We start from the raw sequence: 23,769 nt of genomic DNA on the forward strand, positions 1-23,769 counted from the left end.
GTGGTCGGCGCGGGCCTCGCGCGCGGGTGCGCCCTTGGGGCGTCTGAACGCCGCACGCCCGTACGGCAATTCGAAGGCCGCGCACGACCCCTAATTCGGCTTGATCGTTTCCATCGCCACACAACTCGTTCGCCGGAAATTCGAATTGTTGCCGGGCGCACACCACCGCACACACCCCGACTTCACAAAGGGCCGATCAATCGGACATTCCACCAGAGTCGCCTGCGGGCGTTATGCGGCGTTTAAGGGGGATGAGTTGTGACGTACTGGACAGACAACCCCGCGATCCGTCCGGTGAATCGAGGGTGAGAGGAGGTGAATCTCCATGTCGACTCCGATGATTCCCGCGCACTCGGACCGCAATAGCCCAGAACGGTCTGTGATTGACACGACAGCCGAGTTGAGGGTTTTACGAATACGCGCAAGCGACGCTAGGGTGCCTCAGATGTTCCACGCTGCCACCATCCCCGCAAGCGCAGTGCGGTCCCGGATCGTCTCACCGAGCTCTTGGTGGGAGGGCCTGTGACGAACTCGGTTCACCCGCACGGCCGCCACCGGGCGCCGCTCCCCCCGGCACATGTGCCGGCGGACGGAGTACCAGGCCCCCGCGCCCCCCAGTCCACCATGGCCGCGACCGTTCCCCACGCCCCGGCCGGCGCCACCGCTCGACCCGGCTCCCCGGGCCACTCAGGCTCCACGGACCACGCAGGCTCCTCGGGCAAACCCGTCTCCACGGGTCAACCCGCCAAGCAGCGCGACTCCTTCTTCGACAACGCCAAGTACCTGGCGATCGTCCTGGTCGCGATGGCGCACGCCTGGGAGCCGTTGACGGACGGCAGCCGCGCCGCAGAGGCGCTGTACATGACCGTCTACACGTTCCACATGCCGGCGTTCATCCTCATCTCCGGCTACTTCTCACGCAGCTTCGACATGCGGTCCGACCGCCTCAAGCGCCTGGTGACCGGCATCGCCGTGCCGTACGTCATCTTCGAAGTCGCGTACACCTTCTTCAAGCGCTACGCGGACGACGATCCGACGCAGCCGATCAGTCTGCTCGACCCCTGGTACCTCACCTGGTTCCTGGTCGCGCTCTTCGTCTGGCGTCTGACGACCCCGCTGTGGAAGCTGGTCCGCTGGCCGATTCCGCTCGCGCTCGCCATCGCGGTGCTCGCCACGATCTCGCCGGACATCGGTGACGATCTCGATCTGCAGCGCGTGCTGCAGTTCCTGCCCTTCTTCGTGCTCGGCCTGTTCATGAAGCCCGAGTACTTCCAGCTGGTGCGGCGCCGCGAGGTACGACTGCTCTCCATCCCGATCTTCGCGAGCGCGCTGCTGCTCGCGTACTGGGCCGGGCCGCGGATGACCTCGGCATGGTTCTACCGTCGGGACAGCGCGCAGGAGTTGGGTGCGCCGTGGTGGGCCGGTGTCGTCATGACGCTGGCGCTGTTCGGCTGCTCCGCCATCCTGACCGCCTGCTTCTTCGCGTGGGTTCCGCGCCGGAAGATGTGGTTCACGGTGCTCGGCGCGGGCACGCTGTACGGCTACCTGCTGCACGGCTTCCTCGCCAAGGGCTCGCGCTTCTGGGGCTGGTTCGACGACTACGAGTGGATGCACACGCCTGTCGGTCAGGTGATCGTGTCGCTCGTGGCCGCGGCGGTGGTGACGCTCCTCTGTACGCCTCCGGTGCAGCGGATGTTCCGCTTCGCCATGGAGCCGAAGATGGAGTGGGCGTTCAAGCGGGACGCTGCCGCGTTGGCCCGGGAGCGGGCCAAGTCCTCTGCCTAGCCCTGCGAACGGACACCCAGCAGGGCGCGCATGTTCGCGTATTTCTCCGTGAGGCGATCGCGGGTCGGCCCGTCTAGCTCTGCTAGGCGGGCCGGATTCGCGTTGTGGGCCAGGTCCGCCTCCTTGACCAGGCGGGCGCCGGGGGTTTCGAGGATCCGGGTGGCGTAGGCCTCGGGGGGTTCACCCGCCCTCTTGGTGAGGGCTCGCACGATGTCCTTCGTACGTGCTGTGAGGGGCGCGTCCCGCAGCCATTCCTCGGTGAGGGCGTTGTCCTCGATGGCGTCGTGGAGCCAGGCCGCGGCGATCTGTTCCGGCGAGCCGCCTCGGGCCGCGGTTCCCTCTGCCACGGCTTGCAGGTGCTCTGTGTAGGGGCGGCCCGCTTTGTCCTTCTGGGTGGCGTGGGCCCGGCGGGCGAGGGCTTCTACCTCGGGGAGGGACAGCAAAGGGCTGGGATTCATGCGGAGATTTTCCCCGTTCTAGGACCTTGCCTTCAACGCCGCCCTCGCCGGCAGCGCCGTAGCCGCCAGGCCCAAGGCCAACGTCGCCGCCACGAAGGACCCGTACAGCAGCGGTGGGATGTACGGGGGCTCCCCCGTCAGGCCGTTCATCATGGGGATCAGCGTCGCCAGTGCGATGGCCGAGCCGATCGCGATGCCCGCGCTCGCGACCAGGAGTGCCTCCCAGCGCACCATCCGCATCACCTGGCGCCGGGTGGAACCGATCAGGCGCAGCGTGCCGAGTTCGCGGCGGCGGTCAAGGACCGTCATCACGAGGGTGTTGACCGCGGCGATCGCCGCGAAACCGCCCAGTACGGCCGCCATCACCCCGTTCGCCCAGGCGTTGACCGCCCGGTCCGTGGACTGCGCGGTGGCGTAGCTGTCGCGGTCCTGGAGAGCGCCGAGGGCAGTGAGGGCCTCAGCACTCTCACCCTTCGTCCAGACCTCCGAGGCGAAGGGCGACGTCACGTGGGGGATCAAGTCCGAAGCGGGGACGGTGACTTGGGAGAGGCCCATGCCTCGGCCGTACGTGGCCACCACCCTCGGCGAGGCCTTCGTACCGTCCGGCATGCGCAGCGCCAGGCGCTCGCCCGTCTTCACGTTCGCGGAGTCCGCGAGCTTCGCGTCGACGGCGATCTCGCCCTTGCCGAGCGAGGCCATCGTGCCCGTCCTGACGCCCAGGTTCTGGACCTTGGCCAGGTCACGGGAGGAGCCGGTGACGCCCTGCGTCGACGCCGATTCCAGCCAGCGGTCGCCGCCCGAGCCCACCGGCACCAGGACGGAGGTCTTGATGAGGCCCACGGCCGAGGTGACTCCAGGGGCCTCCGCGGCCTTCGTGACCCCGGCCGGGGTCGCGCCCGCCCCCGACGCCGTCACGATGTGGTCCGCCGTGATGCCCTCCCGCTGCTGGTCGGCCGCCACCCGGTCCTCGCTGGTATGCATGAAGACGAGGGTCGAAGAGAACGCCATCGCGAGGACGATGGGCGTGATCGCCGAGGCCAGACGGCGGGCGTTCGTACGGGAGTTGGCCGCGGCCAGCGAGGCGGAGGCACCCGCGCCGCGCAGTGGGAGTCCGAAGAGGGCCGCGCAGCCGCGGGCCACCAGCGGGCCGAGCAGGGCCACGGCGAGCATGAACAGCATGACGATGCCGAGCGCCACGTTGGCCGCGTCGTCGCCCGTCAGGGAGGAGGCGACCCCGGCCAGGACGCAGCCGCCGACGGCCGCCGCGATCCCCAGCGGCGTACGGATCCAGCCGGGGCGCAGGCGTTCCACCGAGGACTCGGCCAGGGCCTGGCCCGGCCTGATGCGGGAGGGGCGACGGGCCGCCAGGTAGCCGGAGACCAGTGCGGTGACCACGGCGATGCCGACGGCCGCGACGAGCGGGATGAACGAGATCGAGAGGTCGAGTGCCTGCGGAACCGCGCCCCTGTCCTTCAGCTGGCCGAACCACCAGCTCGCCAGGGCGATTCCGGGCAGTACGCCGACCGCTCCCGCGAGGGGTGCGACGAGCAGGGCCTCCGTGGCGATGGTGCGGCGGATCTGGCGGGGAGTCGTACCGATGGCGCGCAGGAGCGCGTACTCCCGGGCCCGCTGGCCGACGGAGAGCGCCACGGTGCCTGCCGCGGTGAACATGGCGACCAGGGTGGCGATGCCTCCGAAGGAGCCGCCGAGCCCGGTGAGCATCTCCTGTGCGTAGGCCAGCTCGGAGCCCTCGGCCTCGCTGCGGTCGTCGCCGGTGTGGACGTCCGCCTTGCCGCCGATGGCGTGCGCCACCTGGGACTTGAGGGCGTCGGCCGTCACTCCGTCCTTGGGCAGGACGGCGACGGCGTCGATGCGGTGGGGGCGGCCGGAGAGGCGTACGGCGTCGGAGTCGGTGAACCAGGCGGTGGGCTCGCCCTGTCGGGCCTTGGCGGTGCCCGAGACGCGGAAGGTGCGCTCGCCGTCCGGCGTGGTGAGTGTGGTGCGCTCGCCCACGGACGCGCCGGGCGCGGCCAGGACGACCTCGCCGGGGCGCGGGGCCCTGCCCGCGGTCAGCTTCTCGCCGGTGAAGACCGTGGAGCCCCAGCCGTGCGCGGTGACGCTCCTGCCGCCGGACTGCACCGGGAAGGTGACGTCCGGGACGGCGGTGCGCGCGCCCGGCACCGAACTCGCCTTCGTGACAACGGAGTCGTCGATCCGGGCCCGGTCGGGCAGCGGTGTGTTCGACTCGGACCGGCTCTCTCCGCTGCCCGTGACGAAGCGGGCCCGCTGGTCGGCGGCCGCCACCACGGGGGCTCCGGCGTATCGGGCGGGCGGCACCGACGCACGCGCCCCCGACTCCAGGAGGATGCCGCAGGCGGACACGATCAGCGCGGCCATCATCAGCGCGACGAACGTACCCGCGAAGGCGGCGGGTTTGAAGCGGATGGCGGCGCGGGCGAGGCCGTTCGGCATGAACTGCTCCTGGGTTCGGCGGAGTTGACGAGGTGACGGTGCGGAGCCGCTGTGATACGCCGCCGTCGTCGCGTACGCCGGTGCCGTCAGCGCCGTCATCCGCGCCGCGATCTGCCCGGCCGACGCACGTTCGAGGCGGTCCACGATCGCGCCGTCGGCGAGGAACAGGACCCGGTCCGCGTAGGCCGCCGCGGCCGGGTCGTGGGTGACCATCACCACCGTGGCGCCCATGCCGTCGACGGCCGACCGGAGCAGGGTGAGGATCTCGGCGGCCGTGGTGGTGTCCAGGGCGCCGGTCGGCTCATCCGCGAAGATCACGTCCGGGTTCGTGACCAGGGCGCGGGCGATCGCCACGCGCTGCTGCTGACCTCCGGAGAGCTCGCCGGGGCGGCGCTTGTGCTTGTCGGCGCCGAGGCCGACGCGGGCGAGGAGGTCGGCGGCCCTGCGGCGGTCGGGGCGGCGTCCCGCGAGGCGCATGGGCAGGACGACGTTCTGCTCGACGGTCAGCGACGGCAGCAGGTTGAAGGCCTGGAAGACGAAGCCGAGGCGGGTGCGGCGCAGCGCGGTCAGCTTGTTCTCGCTCATGGACGTGATCTCCGTGCCACCCAGGCGCACCGTGCCCTGGCTGGGCCGGTCGAGCCCGGCCGCGCACTGCAGGAAGGTGGACTTGCCGGAGCCCGAGGGACCCATGACGGCGGTGAAGCTGCCGCGCTCCAGGGCGAGGTCGATGCCGCTGAGCGCGTGCACGGCGCCTGAGCCCTTGCCGTACTTGCGGCGTACGCCGTGCAGTTCGACGGCCCAGTCGGCGCCGCGGGGTGCCTCGCCGTGCATCGGGGGCACCGGTCCTCCGATTGCTTCCTTCTTGCGACGCAGCCCCATGGCCCTCTCCGCCTTCCGTAGGTGACGCCTCGAACGTACGGATTCGGGGGCTGTGTGGACCATGAGGTCCTCCGGCGAATCGGGGGTGGGGATAGCCCCCGCAGCGGGCGGATGTACGCCCTACAGAGTTGCCTGGTAAATCGTTTGGTAAGCTAACTATTGACGCGTTCTTGACGCTCCCTTTGCCATTCGTGTGCGGTGGGTGCGTCGCCGACTACCAGGAGGAACGGGCCCATCGGACACGCAGACACCCTGATAGCCATGGGCGGCGCCTTTCTCGCCGCCGCATTTCTCGCCCGCGTGGGCGGCCGCATCGGGCTCCCCACCATCCCGCTCTTCATCCTGGCCGGGATCCTTCTCGGCCCGCACACTCCCGGCGTGGTCCTGCTCTCCGACCCCCACGACCTGGAGATGCTCTCGGCGCTCGGCCTGGTCCTGCTGCTCTTCTACCTGGGCCTCGAGTTCCACATGGACGACCTCAAGACGGGTGGCCGCAAGATGGCCCTCGCCGGAGGGACGTATCTCGCGCTGAACGTCGGCGCGGGCCTGGGCTTCGGATTCGCCCTCGGCTGGGGTACCTCCGAAGCGCTGGTCCTCGCCGGGGTGCTCGGCATCTCCTCGTCGGCGATCGTCACCAAGGTGCTCGTCGACACCGGACGGCTCGGCAATCCGGAGACGAAGCCGATCCTCGGCATCATCGTCGTCGAGGACATCTTCCTGGCGCTGTATCTGGCGGCGCTGCAGCCCGTCCTTTCCGGTGCCGACAGCCTCGCCGCGGCGGTCATGGACGGTGGCAAGGCCTTCGGCTTCCTGCTGCTGCTCGCCCTCGTGGCGCGCTTCGGCACGAAGGTCGTCGGGCGGCTCATGGACACCCGTGACGACGAACTGCTCGTCATCTCCTTCCTCGGAGCCGCGGTCTTCGTGGCCGGGGTCTCGGAGTGGTTCGGGGTCGCGGACGCGATCGGCGCGTTCATGGTCGGTCTGATGCTGGGCAGTACGACGTCCGGCGAGCGCATCCGCAAGCTCGTGCACCCCTTGCGGGACGCGTTCGGGGCGATCTTCTTCTTCGCCTTCGGGCTCTCGATCGACCCGGGCGACCTGCCCGTGGTCCTGTGGCCGGTGCTCGCCGCCGTGGCCGTGACGCTCCTCATGAACGTCCTGGCCGGGCTCGGTGCGGCGCGTATCTACGGATTCGGCGCGGGACCCGCGGCGAACATCTCCACCACGCTGCTCGCCCGCGGCGAGTTCGCCCTGATCCTGGCGACGATGGCGGCCACCGCCGGACTCGACGAGCGGCTCTCCCCCTTCATCGCGGGGTACGTGCTGCTGCTCGCGGTGCTCGGCCCGCTGGCCGCGGGACGGTCCCATTGGCTGGCCCGGATCCTGCCGGGCGGGCGTCAACAGGCGTCCGAGCCGGAGCCGGAGCTGTCAGGCGCCCGCTGACGGCTCCCGGCAGATCAGGAGCAGCGCGCGGTCGTCGTTGACGTCCTTCGCGACCGCCTCGATCAAATGCCACGCCGCACCGTGGAAGCCGCCCGCCACATAGCGGTCGGCTTCCCCGGTGAGGCGGTCGATGCCTTCGCTGATGTCGCGGTCGGACGTCTCGACGATGCCGTCGGTGAACAGCATCAGGACGTCGCCGGCCTGCAGGGAGCCCTTCACCGGGTCGAACTGCGCCCCGTCGTAGACCCCCAGGAGAGGGCCCTCCGCGGCCTTCTCCTCCCAGCGGCCGTTGCCCGCGCTGAGTTGGAGGCCCGGCGGGTGGCCCGCCGTGAAGAGTTCGTAGTCGCCGGTCTCCAGGTCGAGGACCAGGTGGGTGGAGGTCGCGAAGCCCTCGTCCCAGTCCTGGCGCAGGAGGTAGCCGTTGGCGGCGGTCAGGAACGCGTGTGGCGGAAGCGAGCCGAGCAGACCGCCGAAGGCACCCGAGAGGAGCAGGGCGCGGGAGCCCGCGTCCATCCCCTTGCCGGAGACGTCCGTGAGGACGACCTCCAGGGTGCGGCCGCCGTTCGTGCGGGCCGCGACCACGAAGTCGCCGGAGAAGGACTGGCCGCCCGCGGGCCGCAGGGCCATCTCGCGGTGCCAGCCGCGGGGCAGCTTCGGCAACTTGCTCTGTACGCGGATACGTTCGCGCAGGTCGAACAGCATCGTTCCGCCGCCACGCCACGGCACGCCGACCCGGCTGCGGAACTGCGCGATGACCAGCCCGAAGAATCCGCAGGCCGCGACCACCAGCACCACTCCGGGCGTGACCCGTGAGGGCCCTTCCGTGTACGGGCCGAGCTGGACGGACTCCACGATGAGCGCGGCGGCGGCCGTCGCGTACAGGCCGAGCAGGCTGGAGGGGCGGAGCAGCAGGCCGCCGGCCACGATGGGCAGGACGAGCGCGGAGGGCGAGCACCAGACGTTGTTGACGATGGTGCAGAAGGTGATCACCGGGATGGTGACGAGCAGCCCCGCGAGCGCGATCCAGTCCGAGCCGTCGCCTCTGAAGTAGTCGACCCCGGATTTGCGCAGCCCTATGCGAGCCCGGTGGATCCGCTTCTTCATCCGGGCTGTGAACGTCTCGGCTTCCGCTCGCCTGCCTGCCATTGCTCCCGGACCCTATCCACCGGCCCTGGCACTTCGCACGGGAGGTGCCCGTTGTCCCCCGTCAGGGGCATGCTGTCAGCACGCGTAAATCCTGTCGCTCCACCCGCTTCATCCTGGTAGGCATGGCATATGACGACGGAATTGCGGGAGTTGCGCCAGGAAGACTGGGACGAGTACTACGGCACGCTCGAGCTCGCCTTCGGTGGCGTCGCCGAGGCGCGGGAGGAGCACGAGCTCTGGAACGCGCTGACCGAGTACGACCGCTTCTTCGGCACTTGGGAGGGCGAGACGTGCGTCGGCACGACGGGAGCGTTCAGCTTCCGCCTCTGTGTGCCGGGCGGCTCCTTGGTGGACGCGGCCGGTGTGACGATGGTCAGCGTCGCGGCGACGCACCGGCGGCGCGGGATCCTGACGTCGATGATGCGGCGCCAGCTCGACGACGTCCGTGCGAAGGGCGAGCCCCTGGCCGTGCTCACGGCCTCCGAGCCCGCCATCTACGGACGGTTCGGGTACGGCGCGGCGACGCATCAGCTGAAGGCCGAGATCGACACCACACGCGTGCGCCTGTCGGTGCCGGCCGGTACGGATGACGTACGCCTTCGGTACGCGAGGCCGGCCGCCGTCCACGAGGCGTGTGAGGCGCTGTACGCACGACGGGTGAGCGAGCGTCCGGGAATGCTGGCCAGGCAGCCCGGCTGGGAGCGGCTCGGCCTGCTCGACCCGGAGAGCGAGCGGCACGGCGCGTCACCGCTGCAGTGCGTGGTCGCCGAGCGCGACGGGGATCTCGTCGGGTACACGCACTTCCACGTGAAGCCCGACTGGGACGCGGCGGGCCCCAAGGGCACGGTCAAGCTGCGCGACCTGGAGGCCGCCGACCCGGCGGCGAACGCGGCGCTGTGGCAGTTCCTCTTCGGCATCGACCTGACGTCGACGATCGACGCGCACAGCCGCCCGACGGACGACGCGGTGCTCCAGCTCGTCTCGGACGTGCGGCGCTGCCGGCTCCAGGTGAAGGACGCGCTCCATGTGCGTCTGGTGGACGTGGGCGCGGCACTCGAAGCGCGTACGTACCGGGCGCCGGTGAACCTGGTGTTGGACGTCGACGACGCCTTCTGCCCCTGGAACGCGGGCCGTTGGCGGCTCAAGGGAGACCTGAAGGGCGCGACCTGCGAGCGCACCGACGACGACGCCGATCTCACCCTGTCCGTACGGGACTTGGGCTCGGCCTACCTCGGCGGCGTGTCCCTGACGTCACTGGCGGCCGCGGGCCGGGTGGGCGAGCTGCGTCCGGGCGCGCTGGCCGAGGCGGCGCTTGCCTTCGGGTCGGATGTCGCGCCGTGGCTGCCGCACGGGTTCTAGGCGGGGGCTTCGGACGGTCCCGGCAGCGCCGACTTGGCCTTGCGGGTGGCCAGATACAGGGCGATCAGCCAGCCGATGACCGAGGCGCCGAAGACGAGGTTGATGACGAGGACCAGCCAACGGCGTTCGGCACCCCGGTTGAAGGCGATGAGGGACGGCAGGAGATAGACCACCAGAGCGAGCAGCGTGAGCACGGTGGCGGCCAGTACGCCGATGCTGCCGAACATTTTCAACCGACCTTTCGGCGGGAGCGGCGGGGCCGCTGGCACTTGGGGCACCAGAAGAGATTGCGGGCGGCGAGATCGGCGGTGCGGATCTCGCCGCCACAGATGAGGCAGGGCATCGTGGCCCTGCGGTACACGTACACCTCGCCGCCGTGATCGTCCACGCGCGGCGGGCGGCCCATCGCCTCCGGCGTGTGCTCGGGCCTGACGGTGTCGATGCGGTTGAGGCGCACGCCCTCGCGCATCAGGACGACCAGGTCGTCCCAGATCGCCTTCCACTGGGCGGGGCGGATGTCCTTGCCCGGTGTGTACGGGTCGATGCCGTGCCGGAAGAGGACCTCGGCGCGGTAGACGTTGCCGACGCCCGCGATGACCTTCTGGTCCATGAGGAGCGCGGCGATGGTGGTGCGGCTGCGGGACACGCGGGCGTAGGCGGGGGCAGGGTCGTCCTGCGGGCGCAGGGGGTCCGGGCCGAGCCGCCCGTGTATCGCCTGCTTCTCCCCGTCGGTGATGAGGGCGCAGGTCGTGGGGCCCCGCAGGTCCACGTACGCGTCCGTGGTGGCCAGGCGGAGGCGGACGGTGTCCGTGGGCGGGTTCGCGGTGGCCGTGCCGCCGAAGGTGACCTTGCCGAAGAGGCCGAGATGGATGTGGACCCAGCCGGTTTCGGCGAAGCCTAGGAAGAGGTGCTTGCCGTGGGCCTCGGCGGTGTCCATCTCCTGGCCGTTCAGGAGGGCCGCGCTGTCGGAGAACTTGCCCTGGGGGCTGGTGACGCGGAGGGGGCCTCGGCCCTCGAAGCGGGCGCGGTGGTCCTCCGCCAGGCGGTGAATGGTGTGCCCCTCCGGCACGGGTCCTCCCAGGGGGGTGCGGGTCGGTCGGAGTGGCCGTCGATCACCGGCTCCGCCGAGTTCGTCCTCGAACGCCGGAGGGCCTGAAGATCAGCCCCTCCGGCGTTCGAGGAGCGGGGTCCGGGGCGGAGCCCCGGGGCCTCGCTACTGCTGCGGGTGGTGCGCCGGGATCGCGGGCAGCTCGCCCGTCTCCTCGTAGCGCGACAGCATGTCGATGCGGCGGGTGTGGCGCTCCTCGCCCGAGTACGGCGTCGTCAGGAAGATCTCGACGAACTTCGTCGCCTCTTCCCGCGTGTGCATCCGGCCGCCGATCGACACCACGTTCGCGTCGTTGTGCTCACGCCCGAGCGCGGCCGTCTGCTCGCTCCAGGCGAGGGCGGCCCGCACCCCCTTCACCTTGTTCGCGGCGATCTGCTCTCCGTTGCCGGAGCCCCCGATCACGATGCCGAGCGACCCCGGGTCCCCTGCCGTGCCCTCCGCGGCGCGGAGGCAGAAGGGGGGGTAGTCGTCCTGGGCGTCATAGATGTGGGGCCCGCAGTCGACGGGCTCGTGGCCGTGGCTCTTGAGCCACTCGACCAGGTGGTTCTTCAATTCGTAGCCGGCATGATCCGAGCCGAGGTACACGCGCATGCGACTGAGTGTGGCACGTCACGGGGCGGGTAGCCGCGACCGGGGCCAGGACCTTGGTCACCCAGGTCTGGGCCATCGGGCCGGAATATCACGATCCGGAGTCAGGACTTCCGTCACGTACACCCCTGAGTTTGAATGCGGGGGCTCGTGACCCGAGAACTTAAGGATTCGTCCATGACCTCGCAACCCTCCCTTGCGAAGGCAGACCGCAACCCCAACGAACCTGGGGATCCGCAGTCTGGAGACACCGGTGACGGCCTCAAGGCCGGGCTGAAGAACCGCCATCTCTCCATGATCGCCATCGGAGGCGTCATCGGAGCGGGACTCTTCGTCGGCTCCAGCTCCGGAATCGCAGCCGCCGGTCCCGCCATCCTCGTCTCGTACGCCCTCGTCGGCACGATGGTCGTTCTCGTGATGCGGATGCTCGGCGAGATGGCCGCCGCACGGCCCACCTCGGGCTCCTTCTCCACCTACGCGGACCAGGCCCTCGGCCGCTGGGCCGGATTCTCCATCGGCTGGCTCTACTGGTTCTTCTGGGTCGTGGTGCTCGCGGTCGAGGCCACCGCCGGTGCCGTCATCCTCAACGGGTGGATACCCTCCGTCCCGCAGTGGGGCTGGGCGCTCATCGTGATGGTGGTGCTCACCCTGACGAACCTCGTCTCGGTCGGCTCCTACGGTGAGTTCGAGTTCTGGTTCGCCGGGATCAAGGTCGTCGCCATCGGCGGCTTCGTGGTCATCGGTCTGCTCGCCGTCTTCGGTGTGCTGCCCGGCTCGGACAACCCCGGCGCCGGATTCGCGCACCTCACCGACGCGGGCGGATTCATGCCCCAGGGTGCGGGCGCCATCCTCACGGGTGTGCTCATGGTCGTCTTCTCGTTCATGGGGTCCGAGATCGTCACGCTCGCCGCAGGCGAGTCCGAGGACCCGCAGCGCGCCGTCACCAAGGCGACGAACAGCGTCATCTGGCGCATCGGTGTCTTCTACCTGGGCTCGATCTTCGTCGTCATCACGCTGCTGCCGTGGAACGACAAGTCGATCGTCAAGGACGGTTCGTACGTCGCCGCGCTGAACTCGATCGGCATTCCGCACGCCGGTCAGGTCATGAACGTCATCGTCCTGACCGCCGTCCTCTCCTGTCTCAACTCCGGGCTCTACACCGCTTCCCGCATGGCCTTCTCGCTCGGCCAGCGCGGTGACGCGCCGAAGTCCTTCGCGCGCACCAACGCGCGCGGTGTGCCGCAGACCGCGATCCTCGGTTCCGTCGTCTTCGGCTTCGTCGCCGTCTGGTTCAACTACCAGTGGAAGGACACCGTCTTCGACTTCCTGCTGAACTCGTCGGGCGCGGTGGCCCTCTTCGTCTGGCTGATGATCGCGTTCACGCAGCTGCGGATGCGCGGCATCATCCTGCGCGAGCAGCCGGAGAAGCTGGTCGTGAAGATGTGGCTCTTCCCGTACCTGACGTGGGTCACGATCGCGATGATCTCGTTCGTGCTCGTCTACATGCTGACCGACGAGGCCGGGCGCAAGCAGGTGCTGCTCTCGCTGCTCGCCGCGGCGTTCGTGGTGGCGTTCTCCCTCATACGGGAGAAGGTGCGGCCCCGCGTCGAGACCGGTGACGCCGGCACCGACCCTGACGCCGACCCCGACGCCGACCCGGTCGACGCCCGCGTCGACGCCTAGCCGGTACCGTCCGACGGTGGCGTGGTCGACGTACCCGCCACCGTCGGCGGACGCGTGCCAGGTCCGGGTGGCTCCCCGCCACCCGGATCGCGCGCGGTGAAGAACATGACGGCCGCCACGGCGGCCGCGACAAGCAGGACCAGGGCGGTCAGGACGCGGGACCGCCAGTCGGTGGCTCCGGCCTGATCTCCGGGTGACTCCCGCGGCCTCCGTGGAGTCGCGAGCACCGCCCGCAGGGCCGCCTCCGTCTCGTCGAGACCCGGCCGCCGCTCCGGCTCCTTGGTCAGGAGCGCCGCGAGCACGGGACGTAACCCGCTCGGTTCCGGCGGCAGTTCAGGTGCCTCGTGCAGGACGGCGACCAGCGTGTTCAGCGCCGATTCGCGCGCGAACGGCGAGCTGCCGCGCAGCGCCGTGCAGAGCGTCGCCCCCAGGGACCAGAGGTCGGACGGCGGGCCCTGCTCCGCCCCGGAGACCCGCTCCGGCGCCATGTACTCCGGAGAGCCCACCAGCTGCCCCGCCTGCGTGAGACGGCCCGTGTCCTGGAGCGCGGCGATCCCGAAGTCGGTGAGGACCACCCGGTCGGCAGGTCCTGACGGGCCGAGCAGGACGTTCCCCGGCTTGATGTCACGGTGCAGGACGCCCGCCGCGTGCACCCGCCGCAGCGCCGCCACCAGGGCGAGGCCGACGCGCGCCGCCCCGTGCTCGTCCAGCGGGCCCTCGTCGTCGAGGTACCGGGCGAGAGAGCGGGCCTCGATCAGTTCCATGACGATCCAGAGGCGGCCGTCCTCCTCGGCGACGTCGTAGACGCGGACGACACCGGGGTGATCGATCCGCGCGCTGGCCCGCGCCTCGCGCAGTGCGCGTTCTCTGCGGACGCGGCCGTCCTCCGTGTCGGGACCCCCGAAGGGTCCGTCGATCCGCATCTCCTTCACCGCGACACGGCGGTCCAGGAGTACGTCGGCCGCGCGCCACACGCGGCCCATGCCGCCCTGCCCGATGACGTCGAGCAGGCGGTAGCGGCCCGCGACCACGCGCGGCTCCGGCATGGGCGTTCACCCCCAACCTCCTTTCATGACAGCACAGTTCGGGTGGATTCCCGAGAGCGCCTTCGCCCGCCGGGAAAACTTGACGGTGGATGTCAGGTTTTCCGGGGAAGCTCTGCCGCGTCAACCGGCACTTCTTGGAGGATCACCGTGGATTTCACCGCTCAGCGACTCGTGTTCCGGCCCGGCGACGACGGGTACGACGAGGAGATCGCCGGCTACCAGACCGGTTTCACGCAGCGGCCCGCGATCGTGTTCGGGGCCGAGAGTGCCGATGACGTCGTCGCCGCCGTGTCGTACGCCGCGCAGGCGAGGCTGCCCATCGGAGCGCAGGCCACCGGGCACGGGCTTCCGGGGGCATCGGAGGACGGCGTACTGATCAGCACCCGGCGGATGGACTCCGTACGGATCGACGTGGAGGCGCGCACGGTCACCGTGGGCGCGGGCGTCCGCTGGGGCCAGGTCGTGGAGGCAGCGGCGGCGCACGGGCTCGCCCCGCTGAACGGTTCCGCGCCGGGCGTGGGCGCCGTCTCGTACACGCTGGGCGGCGGCCTCGGCCTCCTGGCCCGGGAGTTCGGGTACGCGGCCGACCACGTCCGGTGGCTGGACGTCGTCACGGCGGACGGCAGGCTGCGGCACGTCACGGCGGATTCCGAGCCCGAGCTCTTCTGGGGGCTGCTCGGCGGGGGCGCGAACCTGGGGGTGGTGACGGCCCTGGAGATCGGCCTGGTGGCGGTGGAGCGGGTGTACGGCGGGGCGATCGAGTTCGACGGGAGGCGAGTCGATCCGGCGGAAGTGCTGCGCGCGTACGAGGCGTGGACGCGGACGGTGCCCGACGAGCTGACGTCGTCGGTGGCGGCGCTCGTCTATCCGGACATTCCACAGATGCCGCCCCATCTGCGGGGCCGGTACCTGGTGACGGTCCGGGTCGCCTACACGGGCTCCGAGGCGGCGGGCGAGCGTCTGGTGGCGCCGCTGCGGGAGATCGGGCCCGTCGAGTCGGACTCGCTGCGGGAGATGCCGTACACCGAGAGCCACACGATTCACAGCGACCCGGAGTTCGCGCACTCCTACTACGGGGACAGCGTGGTGGTGCGTGAGCTGGACGTCGCGGCGGCCTGCGAGCTGTTCGCGCTGACCGGTCCGGCCGCCGATTCGATGCACGTCGTCCAGATCAACCAGCTGGGCGGGGCGCTCGCGAAGCCCGCGGGGAACGCGGTGCCCTACCGGGACGCGGGGTGGCTGGTGCGGGTGCTCTCGCCGCTGGACGAGTCCGGCCTCGACGCGGTACGGGCCGTGCAGGACCGGGCGTTCGGGCTCTTCGCACCCGGGACGGTGGGGCGGCTGCTCAACTTCGCCTTCGCCGCCGGGGATCGGGGCGCCGGTCTGTACGACCCCGGTACGCAGAAGAGGCTCGCCGGGCTGAAGGCCATGTACGACCCGGCGAACCTCTTCAGGCGGAACTACGGCGTGGGGAACGCCGGTTGAGCTAGCGGTCGAGCAGCTTCCACGCGGTGGGCAGCGCGCCCATCGCGAGCGCGGCCTTCAGGGCGTCGCCGATCAGGAAGGGCGTGAGCCCGGCGGCGACGGCCTGGGTCAGCGACATGCCGGTCGCGGCGGCCAGGTACGGGACACCGACCGCGTAGATGATCGCGGAGCCGAGCACCATCGTGCCCGCGGTGCGCAGGACGGAGCGGTCGCCGCCTCGGCGGGCGAGTGCGCCGACCACGGTGGCGGCGAGGAGCATGCCGAGGACGTAGCCGAGGGACGGCGCGGCGACGCCGGAGCCGGCCTCCGCGAACCACGGCATGCCGGCCATGCCGACGAGGGCGTACACGGCGAGGGAGAGGAAACCGCGGCGGGCGCCGAGGGTGGTGCCGACGAGGAGGGCGGCGAAGGTCTGCCCCGTCACCGGTACGGGCGATCCCGGGACGGGCACGGCGATCTGGGCCGCGATCCCGGTGAGGGCGGCGCCGCCGAGGACGAAGACCGCGTCCTTCGCGCGGGACGCGGGAATCAGGTCCGCGAGGACCTGGCCGGGACGGGAAGAGACGGCGGCGATGCTCATCGGGACTCCGCGGGTTCTGGGACGGGCAGATGGGACCCCGCGACGCTATCTCAGGCGTGGGCGCGGATCACCGGCGGTGGGCGACAAGGTGCCGGGTGGCCCGGTGGTGGGTTCTGCACAACGTGCGGCGGATACCCCTGCGGGGGCGTGATGCTCGTCACTGAGGTGGGCGGTGTCAGGGGCCCGTTTTGCGTACGGGGATACCGCCCGGGGAGACTGTAGGTTCCCGCCAAGTTTCTGTGATCCCGAGAGCAGCCCTGAGCACGCATGCACGACGCACCCCCGGCCACGACGGCGGCAACAGATCTGGAACCCGAGCCGCTCGGCGGGGGCCTCAAGCAGCGGCATCTCACCATGCTCGGGCTCGGTGGTGTCATCGGGGCCGGACTCTTCGTCGGGTCCGGGGCCGGGATCGCCGTGGCCGGGCCCGGCATCGTCGTCTCGTACCTCATCGCCGGTGCGCTGGCGATGTGCGTGATGCGGATGCTCGGCGAGATGTCGGCCGCGATGCCCGCGTCCGGGTCCTTCTCCGTGCACGCCGAGCGCGCCCTCGGCCGCTGGGCGGGGTTCAGCGTCGGGTGGCTCTACTGGTTCCTGCTCGTCGTCGTGCTCGCCGTGGAGGCGACCGGTGCCGCGCAGATCGCCCATGGCTGGGCACCGGGCGTACCGCAGTGGGCCTGGGTGCTGATCTTCATGATGGTGTTCACGGCGGCCAACCTCGCCGCCGTGAAGAACTTCGGCGAGTTCGAGTTCTGGTTCGCCGCCCTGAAGGTCTTCGCGATCGTCGCGTTCCTGGTGCTCGGGCTGCTCGCGATCTTCGGGGTCCTGCCGGACACAGATCCCGTGGGCCTCACCAACCTCTCCGGGCACGGCGGTTTCCTGCCCAACGGCTGGGAGGGCGTCATCTCCGGCGTGCTCGCCGTCGTCTTCGCCTTCGGGGGCCTGGAGGTCGTGACGATCGCGGCGGCCGAGTCCGACGACCCGGTGCGCTCGGTCGCCCGCGCCGTGCGCAGCGCCGTCTACCGCATCCTCTTCTTCTACGTCGGCTCGATGCTGGTCATCGTGACCGTGCTGCCGTGGACGGCGGAGAAGGCCGGCGTCAGCCCGTATGTGACGGTCCTGGACTCGATCGGGGTGCCGTCCGCGGGCACGATCATGAACATCGTGGTGTTCGTGGCGCTGCTCTCGGCGCTGAACGCCAACCTCTACGGCTCGTCCCGGATGGTCTTCTCGCTGGCCGAGCGCGGCGAGGCCCCCAAGGCCCTCCTGAAGGTGTCGGGCGGCGGGGTCCCGCGCCGGGCGGTCCTGGCGTCGGTGGCCTTCGGGTTCGTGTCCGTCGTACTGAATCTGAAGTGGCCCGACTCGGTCTTCCTCTACATGCTCAACTCCGTCGGTGCGGTGCTGCTCTTCGTGTGGGCGCTGATCGCGGTCTCGCAGCTGCGGCTGCGGCGGCGCATCGAGCGCGATGCGCCGGAGCGGCTCGTGCTGCGGATGTGGGCGTTCCCGTATCTGACGTGGGCGGCGCTCGCGGCGATGGCGGCCGTGCTCGGACTGATGCTGACCGATGACGGGGCCCGGCCGCAGCTGCTGTGGTCGGCGGGTGCGACAGGGCTCGTCCTGGCGGTCGCGGGGCTGCGGGAGTGGCGCGCGGCGCACATGAAACAGGCGTGAACAACTCGTGCCCACGCCTTCACAAAGTGTGAGCGTGGTGTCCGTATAGCGGTCAGGTGTTCCCTGTCAGCGGTGCCGGACTTCAGACTGTGGGCCGCTCGCTCCCCCGTCTCAGCTACTGAACAGGGCACGCCCATGTCTCGGTTGTCCACTCCCCAGGACACCCCCAAGGACGCGTCACCCGACGCCGCCCCCGCGGTTGATTCGCCGCTCGTCCACGGACTCAAGCAGCGGCACCTCTCGATGATCGCCCTCGGCGGCGTCATCGGTGCCGGCCTCTTCGTGGGCTCCGGAGCGGGCATCGCCGCGGCCGGTCCCTCGATCGTCCTCGCCTACGCGATATCCGGCGCGCTCGTCATGCTCGTGATGCGCATGCTCGGGGAGATGTCGGCGGCGAACCCGGCGTCCGGCTCCTTCTCGGTCCACGCCGAGCGGGCGATCGGCCCCTGGGCGGGCTTCACCGCGGGCTGGGGCTTCTGGTTCCTGCTCTGCGTCGCCGTCGGCCTCGAAGGCATCGGCGCCGCGAAGATCATGGTGGGCTGGTTCCCCGACAGCCCCGAGTGGGCCTGGGTCGCGCTCTTCATGCTGGTGTTCTGCGGGGCCAACCTGACGGCCGTGAAGAACTTCGGCGAGTTCGAGTTCTGGTTCGCCGCGCTCAAGGTCGGCGCGATCGCGCTCTTCCTGGGCATCGGCGTCCTGGCCATCCTCGGCCTGCTCCCCGGCTCGGACGCCCCGGCCCCCGGCACGGCCAACCTCACCGGTGAGGGCGGGTTCATGCCGAACGGCACGGACGGCCTGATCATCGGCCTCCTCGCGTCCGTGTTCGCGTACGGCGGTCTGGAGACCGTCACGATCGCGGCCGCGGAGTCCGAGAACCCGGTCAAGAGCGTCGCCAAGGCCGTACGCACGGCGATGTGGCGCATCGCCCTCTTCTACGTCGGCTCGATGCTCGTCGTCGTCACGCTGCTGCCGTGGGACAACAAGGAGGTCGTGGCGAAGGGCCCGTACGTCGCCACCCTCGACCACCTGGGCATCCCCGGCGCAGGCCAGATCATGAACGTCATCGTCCTGATCGCCCTGCTCTCCGCGATGAACGCCAACATCTACGGCGCCTCGCGCATGTCGTACTCGCTGATCGCGCGCGGCCAGGGTCCCAAGGTGCTCGGCCGTGTCTACAGCGGCGTCCCGCGCCTCGCGGTCCTCGCCTCCTCGGTCTTCGGCTTCGTCTGCGTCCTGCTCAGCTACTGGCGCCCCGACGACGTCTTCCCCTGGCTCCTGAACATGATCGGCGCGATGATCCTGGTCGTCTGGATCTTCATCGCCGCCTCGCAGCTGATCCTGCGGCGCAGGACGGAGCGCGATGAGCCCGAGAAGCTGGTCGTGAAGATGTGGGCCTACCCGTTCCTGACCTGGGTCGCCCTCGCCGCGATGGCGTACATCTTCTACCTGATGACGGAACAGCCGGACACGCGCAAGCAGCTCCTGGCGACGGGCACGCTGACGCTGATCCTGGCCGTGATCGGGTTCGTGCGGCAGAAGACGGCGGGGAAGGGGTCGGCGGGAACGGGTACGGCGGCCTGGAGCCCCGGCTCCACCGACAGCTCCGTCTGACCGAACACGCACAGCACGACGGCCCGTCCACTTCTCGTGGACGGGCCGTCGTGCTGTGCGGGCCCGCGGTCCTAGGACGAAGGGCTGATCAACTCCGCGCTACTCCTGCTGCTAGCCTGCACTTGCATATAGGTTGCAATAAGCGTTGCACTACAGCAGAGCAGCAGTCGGAGGGCTCGGACATGGCCATTTACACGCTTCCTGAACTTCCGTACGACTACGCGGCGCTCGAGCCGGTCATCAACCCCCAGATCGTCGAGCTGCACCACGACAAGCACCACGCGGCGTACGTGAAGGGCGCGAACGACACCCTTGAGCAGTTGGAGGAGGCGCGCGACAAGGAGACGTGGGGCGCCATCAACGGCCTGGAGAAGAACCTGGCCTTCCACCTCTCCGGGCACATCCTGCACAGCATCTACTGGCACAACATGAACAGCCCGAAGGACGGTGGCGGCGGTGAGCCGCTGGCCGCGGACGGTGTCGGCGACCTCGCGGACGCGATCACCGAGTCCTTCGGCTCCTTCGCCAAGTTCAAGGCCCAGCTGACCAAGGCCTCGGCGACCACGCAGGGTTCGGGCTGGGGCGTGCTCGCCTATGAGCCGCTGAGCAACCGCCTCATCGTCGAGCAGGTCTACGACCACCAGGGCAACGTCGGCCAGGGCTCGACGCCGATCCTGGTCTTCGACGCCTGGGAGCACGCCTTCTACCTGCAGTACAAGAACCAGAAGGTCGACTTCATCGACGCCATGTGGGCCGTCGTCAACTGGCAGGACGTGGCCAAGCGTTACGACGCGGCCAAGCAGCGCGTGAACAGCCTGCTGCTCGCCCCGTGAGGCGCTGGCCCCGTGAAACGTCCTGCCTCGTGATCGTCTTCTCAACCTTCGCCGAGGCAGGCGGATAGACGAAAGGCCCCCGTGAGGACATGACTCACGGGGGCCTTTCGGTATGCCGGGTTCCGGGGGACGGTGACGTCCGTTCCTCTAGTCGAAGATCGGGCCCTGCGTCCGCGTCCGCTTGATCTCGTAGAAGCCCGGCGTGGACGCCACCAGGAGCGTGCCGTCCCACAGCTTCGCCGCCGCCTCGCCCTTCGGGGCCGGCGTCACGACGGGGCCGAAGAAGGCGACCTGCTCGCCGTCCGCGCCGGGGACGGCGATGACGGGGGTGCCCACGTCCTGGCCGACCTTGTCGATGCCCTCCTGGTGGGAGGCGCGCAGCTGGGTGTCGTACTCGTCCGAGTCCGCGTACTCCGCGAGGTCCTCGGGCAGCCCGACGTCCTTGAGCGCGGCGGCGACCGCCTCGCGGGTCGGGCCCTCGCCCTGGTTGTGGAAGCGGGTGCCGAGTGCGGTGTAAAGGCGGCCGGTGTACTCGTCGCCGTGCTTCTGCTGGGCGGCGATGACCACGCGGACCGGGCCCCACGCCTTCGTCTCCAGCATGTCGCGGTACTCCTCGGGCAGCTCGTCGAGCCGGTCCTCGTTCAGCACGGCGAGGCTCATGACATGCCAGCGGACCTCTACGTCGCGGACCTTCTCCACCTCGAGCATCCAGCGCGAGGTCATCCAGGCCCACGGGCACAGCGGGTCGAACCAGAAGTCAACCGGGGTCTTGCCGTTCTCGGACATGTCTCTCCCTAGGGAATATGTGCGCGCTTGGCCAGGGGAACGTCAGTGATCTACCCGGGCATTCCCGGATACCGCGCGCTGAGGGCGCATGCGAGGATCGTAGACATTCGTACAGGTCGTGCGATCCACGACTTCCGTCTGCGAGTACAAGGGAGTACCGCCCGTGCCCGGTGAGAATCTTTCCCGCGACGAGGCCCAGGAGAGGGCCGCGCTGTTGTCCGTCGACGGGTACGAGGTCTTTCTCGACCTGCGCTCCGCGATCGGCGAGAGCGACCAGGAGCCGCGCACGTTCCGCTCCGTCACCACCATCCGCTTCCGCTCCGCCGAACCGGGCGCCGCGAGCTTCGCCGACCTGATCGCCCCGAGCGTCACGGCACTCTCCCTGAACGGCAAGGACCTGGACCCCTCCGAGGTGTTCGACGGCACCCGGATCACGCTGGAGGACCTGGCCGCGGAGAACGAACTGGTGGTGGACGCCCAGTGCGCCTACAGCCGCACCGGCGAGGGCATGCACCGCTTCGTCGACCCGGAGGACGGCGAGGTCTATCTCTACACGCAGTACGAGCCCGCGGACTCCCGGCGCGTCTTCGCCAATTTCGAGCAGCCCGACCTGAAGGCACCCTTCCGCTTCGAGGTGCAGGCGCCGGAGGGATGGACCACGTGGTCGAACGGCGCGGGTGAACTGGTCGACGGCGTATGGAAATTCGCCGAGACGAAGCCGATCGCGACGTACATCACGGTTGTCGTCGCGGGCCCGTATCACTACGTGGAGGACTCCTACAGCCGCACCTTCGACGACGGCACGACCCTGGAGATCCCGCTCGGCGCCCTGTGCAGGAAGGGCCTCGCCAAGCACTTCGACGCGGACGACGTCTTCCTGGTCACCAAGCAGGGCCTCGACTTCTTCCACGACAACTTCGACTATCCCTACCCCTTCGGGAAGTACGACCAGGCGTTCGTCCCGGAGTACAACCTGGGCGCGATGGAGAACCCCGGCTGTGTGACCTTCCGCGAGGAGTACATCTTCCGCGGCAAGGTGACCCAGGCGTCGTACGAGCGCCGGGCCAACGTCATCCTGCACGAGATGGCGCACATGTGGTTCGGCGACCTCGTCACGATGCGCTGGTGGGACGACCTGTGGCTCAAGGAGTCCTTCGCCGACTTCATGGGCGCCTTCTCGATGGTCGAGGCGACGCGCTTCACCAACGGCTGGATCACCTTCGCCAACAACCGCAAGGCGTGGGCCTACCGCGCCGACCAACTGCCCTCCACGCACCCGGTCACGGCCGACATCCGCGACCTGGAGGACGCCAAGCTCAACTTCGACGGGATCACGTACGCGAAGGGCGCCTCGGTCCTCAAGCAGCTCGTCGCCTACGCGGGGCGGGACGCGTTCCTCGAAGGCGCTCGGCGCTACTTCAAGCGGCACGCGTACGGGAACACACGCCTCGGTGACCTGCTCTCGGTCCTGGAGGAGACCTCCGGGCGCGACATGGCGTCCTGGTCCCGGTCATGGCTGCAGACTGCCGGCGTCAACTCGCTCACGCCCCAGGTCATCCTGAACGCGGAGGGCCGGATCACCGAACTCTCCGTGGTCCAGGAAGCCGCCGAGTCCCATCCCGAACTGCGGCCGCACCGCGTGGCGGTGGGCCTGTACCGCCGCACGCCCGAGGGCGAGCTGACGCGGTACGCACGCGCGGAGGTGGACGTCGAAGGGCCGCGCACGATCGTGTCCGAGCTGGCCGGCGAGGCGGCTCCGGAGCTGGTCCTGGTCAACGACGACGACCTGACTTACTGCAAGATCCGCTTCGACGAGACCTCCCTGGACACGCTGCGGGCGCACCTGGGCGACATCACCGATCCGCTCGCCCGCGCCCTGTGCTGGTCCGCGCTGTGGAGCCTCACCCGGGACGCGCTCATGCCCGCGCGGGACTTCATCGACCTCGTGCTGCGGTTCGCGGGGCGCGAGAGCGACATCGGGGTGCTGCAGACGCTGCACACCTGGGCGAACTCCGCCCTCACCTTCTACGCGGCCCCCGAGTGGCGCGACGAGGGCGGGCGGGCGCTCGCCGAGGGCGCGCTGCGGGAGCTGCGGATCGCGGACCCCGGCAGCCAGAACCAGCTGACGTGGGCGCGGTTCTTCGCCGCGGTGGCCTCGTCCGAGGCCGATCTGCAGCTGCTGCGGACCCTGGTGGAGGGCACGGCGAAGGTCGACGGCCTGGACGTCGACCAGGAGCTGCGCTGGTCCTTCCTCGGACCGCTGGCCGCGCACGGCGCGGCCGACGAGCAGATGCTCGCCGCCGAACTGGCCCGGGACGACACGGCTTCGGGTAAGCGGCACCAGGTGCGGTGCCTGGCCGCGCGGCCCTCCGAAGCGGTCAAGGCGCAGGCGTGGGCCGCAGTGGTGGAGTCCGACTCCCTGTCCAACGCGTTGGTGGGGGCGACCATTTCAGGGTTCGCGCAGTCGTCGCAGCGGGAGCTGATCGCTCCGTACGCGCCCAAGTTCTTCGCCGCGATCGAGCGGGTGTGGGCCGAGCGGTCCATCCAGATCGGGATGGACGTGGTGAAGGGTCTCTTCCCCCACCTCCAGGACGATCAGGGCACCCTGGACGCGGCGGACCTATGGCTCGCCTCGCACCCGGACGCGGCTCCTGCCCTGCGGCGACTGGTACTTGAGGGCCGGGACGACCTCGCGCGGTCGCTGCGGGCGCAGGCTTGCGACGCCGCTGCCTCGTAGGTCCACGGCCCGAAGGCATCGACTGCCGGAACGTACCGCGCCCAACCGGACCTTTTCGGCAGTCGAACGTCTGCACTTTAGTGCGGGGTTGTCCGGTTA

At 69.9% G+C, this 23,769-nt stretch carries 18 protein-coding genes and 1 pseudogene; 9 read left to right on the plus strand and 10 right to left on the minus strand.

Annotated features, from left to right (window positions below):
* Positions 1 to 522 precede the first annotated feature (522 nt).
* Positions 523 to 1,785: an acyltransferase family protein gene (locus tag AC5P1C_RS23465; RefSeq protein ID WP_493867873.1), complete on the plus strand. Its 1,263-nt coding sequence runs from the start codon at positions 523 to 525 to the stop codon at positions 1,783 to 1,785.
* Here AC5P1C_RS23465 and AC5P1C_RS23470 read toward each other — a convergent pair.
* From AC5P1C_RS23470 to AC5P1C_RS23480, 3 genes and pseudogenes are all read right to left on the minus strand, one after another.
* Positions 1,782 to 2,243, minus strand: a complete 462-nt coding sequence (locus tag AC5P1C_RS23470) for an HD domain-containing protein (protein ID WP_493867874.1) — start codon at positions 2,241 to 2,243, stop codon at positions 1,782 to 1,784. The genes AC5P1C_RS23465 and AC5P1C_RS23470 overlap by 4 nt on opposite strands.
* Positions 2,244 to 2,261: 18 nt before the next feature.
* Positions 2,262 to 4,715, minus strand: a complete 2,454-nt coding sequence (locus AC5P1C_RS23475) for an ABC transporter permease (protein ID WP_493867957.1) — start codon at positions 4,713 to 4,715, stop codon at positions 2,262 to 2,264.
* Between the two features lie 354 nt (positions 4,716 to 5,069).
* A pseudogene (locus AC5P1C_RS23480) lies at positions 5,070 to 5,657 on the minus strand (ABC transporter ATP-binding protein); the annotation flags it as partial.
* A gap of 198 nt (positions 5,658 to 5,855) precedes the next feature.
* Between AC5P1C_RS23480 and AC5P1C_RS23485 the strand changes: the two are divergent.
* Complete coding sequence (locus AC5P1C_RS23485; protein ID WP_493867875.1) at positions 5,856 to 7,037, plus strand: cation:proton antiporter; 1,182 nt, start codon at positions 5,856 to 5,858, stop codon at positions 7,035 to 7,037.
* Here AC5P1C_RS23485 and AC5P1C_RS23490 read toward each other — a convergent pair.
* Positions 7,023 to 8,183, minus strand: coding sequence for a PP2C family protein-serine/threonine phosphatase (locus tag AC5P1C_RS23490; RefSeq protein WP_493867876.1), 1,161 nt, complete (start codon positions 8,181 to 8,183; stop codon positions 7,023 to 7,025). The genes AC5P1C_RS23485 and AC5P1C_RS23490 overlap by 15 nt on opposite strands.
* A 129-nt stretch (positions 8,184 to 8,312) precedes the next feature.
* On the opposite strand from AC5P1C_RS23490, the gene AC5P1C_RS23495 reads away from it, so the two are divergent.
* Positions 8,313 to 9,542, plus strand: a complete 1,230-nt coding sequence (locus tag AC5P1C_RS23495; protein WP_493867877.1) for a GNAT family N-acetyltransferase — start codon at positions 8,313 to 8,315, stop codon at positions 9,540 to 9,542.
* On the opposite strand, the gene AC5P1C_RS23500 is transcribed toward AC5P1C_RS23495, so the two are convergent.
* The 3 genes from AC5P1C_RS23500 to AC5P1C_RS23510 all read right to left on the minus strand — a co-directional run bounded on the left by AC5P1C_RS23500 (position 9,539) and on the right by AC5P1C_RS23510 (position 11,241).
* On the minus strand, positions 9,539 to 9,769 hold the full coding sequence (locus tag AC5P1C_RS23500; RefSeq protein WP_493867878.1) for a superinfection immunity protein: 231 nt from the start codon (positions 9,767 to 9,769) through the stop codon (positions 9,539 to 9,541). The two genes, AC5P1C_RS23495 and AC5P1C_RS23500, sit on opposite strands and share 4 nt — an antisense overlap.
* A gap of 2 nt (positions 9,770 to 9,771) precedes the next feature.
* A complete protein-coding gene (locus AC5P1C_RS23505) occupies positions 9,772 to 10,611 on the minus strand; it encodes an Fpg/Nei family DNA glycosylase (RefSeq protein WP_493867879.1) in 840 nt (279 codons plus the stop codon).
* 144 nt (positions 10,612 to 10,755) lie between these two features.
* On the minus strand, positions 10,756 to 11,241 hold the full coding sequence (locus AC5P1C_RS23510) for a ribose-5-phosphate isomerase (RefSeq protein WP_493867880.1): 486 nt from the start codon (positions 11,239 to 11,241) through the stop codon (positions 10,756 to 10,758).
* 174 nt (positions 11,242 to 11,415) lie between these two features.
* Between AC5P1C_RS23510 and AC5P1C_RS23515 the strand changes: the two genes are divergently transcribed.
* Positions 11,416 to 12,921 (plus strand): amino acid permease, encoded by a 1,506-nt coding sequence (locus AC5P1C_RS23515; RefSeq protein WP_493867881.1) that lies wholly within the window; start codon positions 11,416 to 11,418, stop codon positions 12,919 to 12,921.
* Here AC5P1C_RS23515 and AC5P1C_RS23520 read toward each other — a convergent pair.
* Complete coding sequence (locus tag AC5P1C_RS23520) at positions 12,918 to 13,967, minus strand: serine/threonine-protein kinase (protein ID WP_493867882.1); 1,050 nt, start codon at positions 13,965 to 13,967, stop codon at positions 12,918 to 12,920. The two genes, AC5P1C_RS23515 and AC5P1C_RS23520, sit on opposite strands and share 4 nt — an antisense overlap.
* A 147-nt stretch (positions 13,968 to 14,114) precedes the next feature.
* On the opposite strand from AC5P1C_RS23520, the gene AC5P1C_RS23525 reads away from it, so the two are divergent.
* Complete coding sequence (locus AC5P1C_RS23525) at positions 14,115 to 15,452, plus strand: FAD-binding oxidoreductase (protein WP_493867883.1); 1,338 nt, start codon at positions 14,115 to 14,117, stop codon at positions 15,450 to 15,452.
* A gap of 1 nt (position 15,453) precedes the next feature.
* Here the strand turns inward: AC5P1C_RS23525 and AC5P1C_RS23530 are convergent, their stop codons facing one another.
* Positions 15,454 to 16,032, minus strand: coding sequence for a biotin transporter BioY (locus tag AC5P1C_RS23530; protein WP_493867884.1), 579 nt, complete (start codon positions 16,030 to 16,032; stop codon positions 15,454 to 15,456).
* Between the two features lie 267 nt (positions 16,033 to 16,299).
* Between AC5P1C_RS23530 and AC5P1C_RS23535 the strand changes: the two genes are divergently transcribed.
* The 3 genes from AC5P1C_RS23535 (at position 16,300) to AC5P1C_RS23545 (ending at position 20,147) form a co-directional block, all read left to right on the plus strand.
* On the plus strand, positions 16,300 to 17,703 hold the full coding sequence (locus tag AC5P1C_RS23535) for an amino acid permease (protein WP_493867885.1): 1,404 nt from the start codon (positions 16,300 to 16,302) through the stop codon (positions 17,701 to 17,703).
* Positions 17,704 to 17,838: 135 nt separating this feature from the next.
* Positions 17,839 to 19,314, plus strand: coding sequence for an amino acid permease (locus AC5P1C_RS23540; RefSeq protein ID WP_493867886.1), 1,476 nt, complete (start codon positions 17,839 to 17,841; stop codon positions 19,312 to 19,314).
* 182 nt (positions 19,315 to 19,496) lie between these two features.
* Positions 19,497 to 20,147, plus strand: a complete 651-nt coding sequence (locus AC5P1C_RS23545) for a superoxide dismutase (protein WP_344519972.1) — start codon at positions 19,497 to 19,499, stop codon at positions 20,145 to 20,147.
* Between the two features lie 147 nt (positions 20,148 to 20,294).
* Here the strand turns inward: AC5P1C_RS23545 and AC5P1C_RS23550 are convergent, their stop codons facing one another.
* Entirely contained in the window at positions 20,295 to 20,933 is a 639-nt protein-coding gene (locus AC5P1C_RS23550; RefSeq protein WP_493867887.1) for a mycothiol-dependent nitroreductase Rv2466c family protein, read from the minus strand.
* A 163-nt stretch (positions 20,934 to 21,096) separates the two neighbouring features.
* Between AC5P1C_RS23550 and pepN the strand changes: the two genes are divergently transcribed.
* Positions 21,097 to 23,670 carry an aminopeptidase N gene (gene pepN, locus AC5P1C_RS23555; protein ID WP_493867888.1) on the plus strand — a complete coding sequence of 858 codons (2,574 nt, stop codon included), beginning with the start codon at positions 21,097 to 21,099 and terminating at the stop codon, positions 23,668 to 23,670.
* Positions 23,671 to 23,769: the final 99 nt, after the last annotated feature.

The organism is Streptomyces sp. A18 (assembly GCF_059026065.1).

Bases quoted from the DNA above. Each gene is read 5' to 3' on its own strand.
- AC5P1C_RS23520 (WP_493867882.1), bottom strand. From the start codon at position 13,967: ATGCCGGAGCCGCGCGTGGTCGCGGGCCGCTACCGCCTGCTCGACGTC.
- AC5P1C_RS23495 (WP_493867877.1), top strand. From the start codon at position 8,313: ATGACGACGGAATTGCGGGAGTTGCGCCAGGAAGACTGGGACGAGTAC.
- AC5P1C_RS23485 (WP_493867875.1), top strand. From the start codon at position 5,856: ATGGGCGGCGCCTTTCTCGCCGCCGCATTTCTCGCCCGCGTGGGCGGC.
- AC5P1C_RS23475 (WP_493867957.1), bottom strand. From the start codon at position 4,715: ATGCCGAACGGCCTCGCCCGCGCCGCCATCCGCTTCAAACCCGCCGCC.
- AC5P1C_RS23470 (WP_493867874.1), bottom strand. From the start codon at position 2,243: ATGAATCCCAGCCCTTTGCTGTCCCTCCCCGAGGTAGAAGCCCTCGCC.
- AC5P1C_RS23550 (WP_493867887.1), bottom strand. From the start codon at position 20,933: ATGTCCGAGAACGGCAAGACCCCGGTTGACTTCTGGTTCGACCCGCTG.
- AC5P1C_RS23540 (WP_493867886.1), top strand. From the start codon at position 17,839: ATGTCTCGGTTGTCCACTCCCCAGGACACCCCCAAGGACGCGTCACCC.
- AC5P1C_RS23510 (WP_493867880.1), bottom strand. From the start codon at position 11,241: ATGCGCGTGTACCTCGGCTCGGATCATGCCGGCTACGAATTGAAGAAC.
- AC5P1C_RS23515 (WP_493867881.1), top strand. From the start codon at position 11,416: ATGACCTCGCAACCCTCCCTTGCGAAGGCAGACCGCAACCCCAACGAA.
- AC5P1C_RS23545 (WP_344519972.1), top strand. From the start codon at position 19,497: ATGGCCATTTACACGCTTCCTGAACTTCCGTACGACTACGCGGCGCTC.
- AC5P1C_RS23530 (WP_493867884.1), bottom strand. From the start codon at position 16,032: ATGAGCATCGCCGCCGTCTCTTCCCGTCCCGGCCAGGTCCTCGCGGAC.
- AC5P1C_RS23535 (WP_493867885.1), top strand. From the start codon at position 16,300: ATGCACGACGCACCCCCGGCCACGACGGCGGCAACAGATCTGGAACCC.
- AC5P1C_RS23490 (WP_493867876.1), bottom strand. From the start codon at position 8,183: ATGGCAGGCAGGCGAGCGGAAGCCGAGACGTTCACAGCCCGGATGAAG.
- AC5P1C_RS23500 (WP_493867878.1), bottom strand. From the start codon at position 9,769: ATGTTCGGCAGCATCGGCGTACTGGCCGCCACCGTGCTCACGCTGCTC.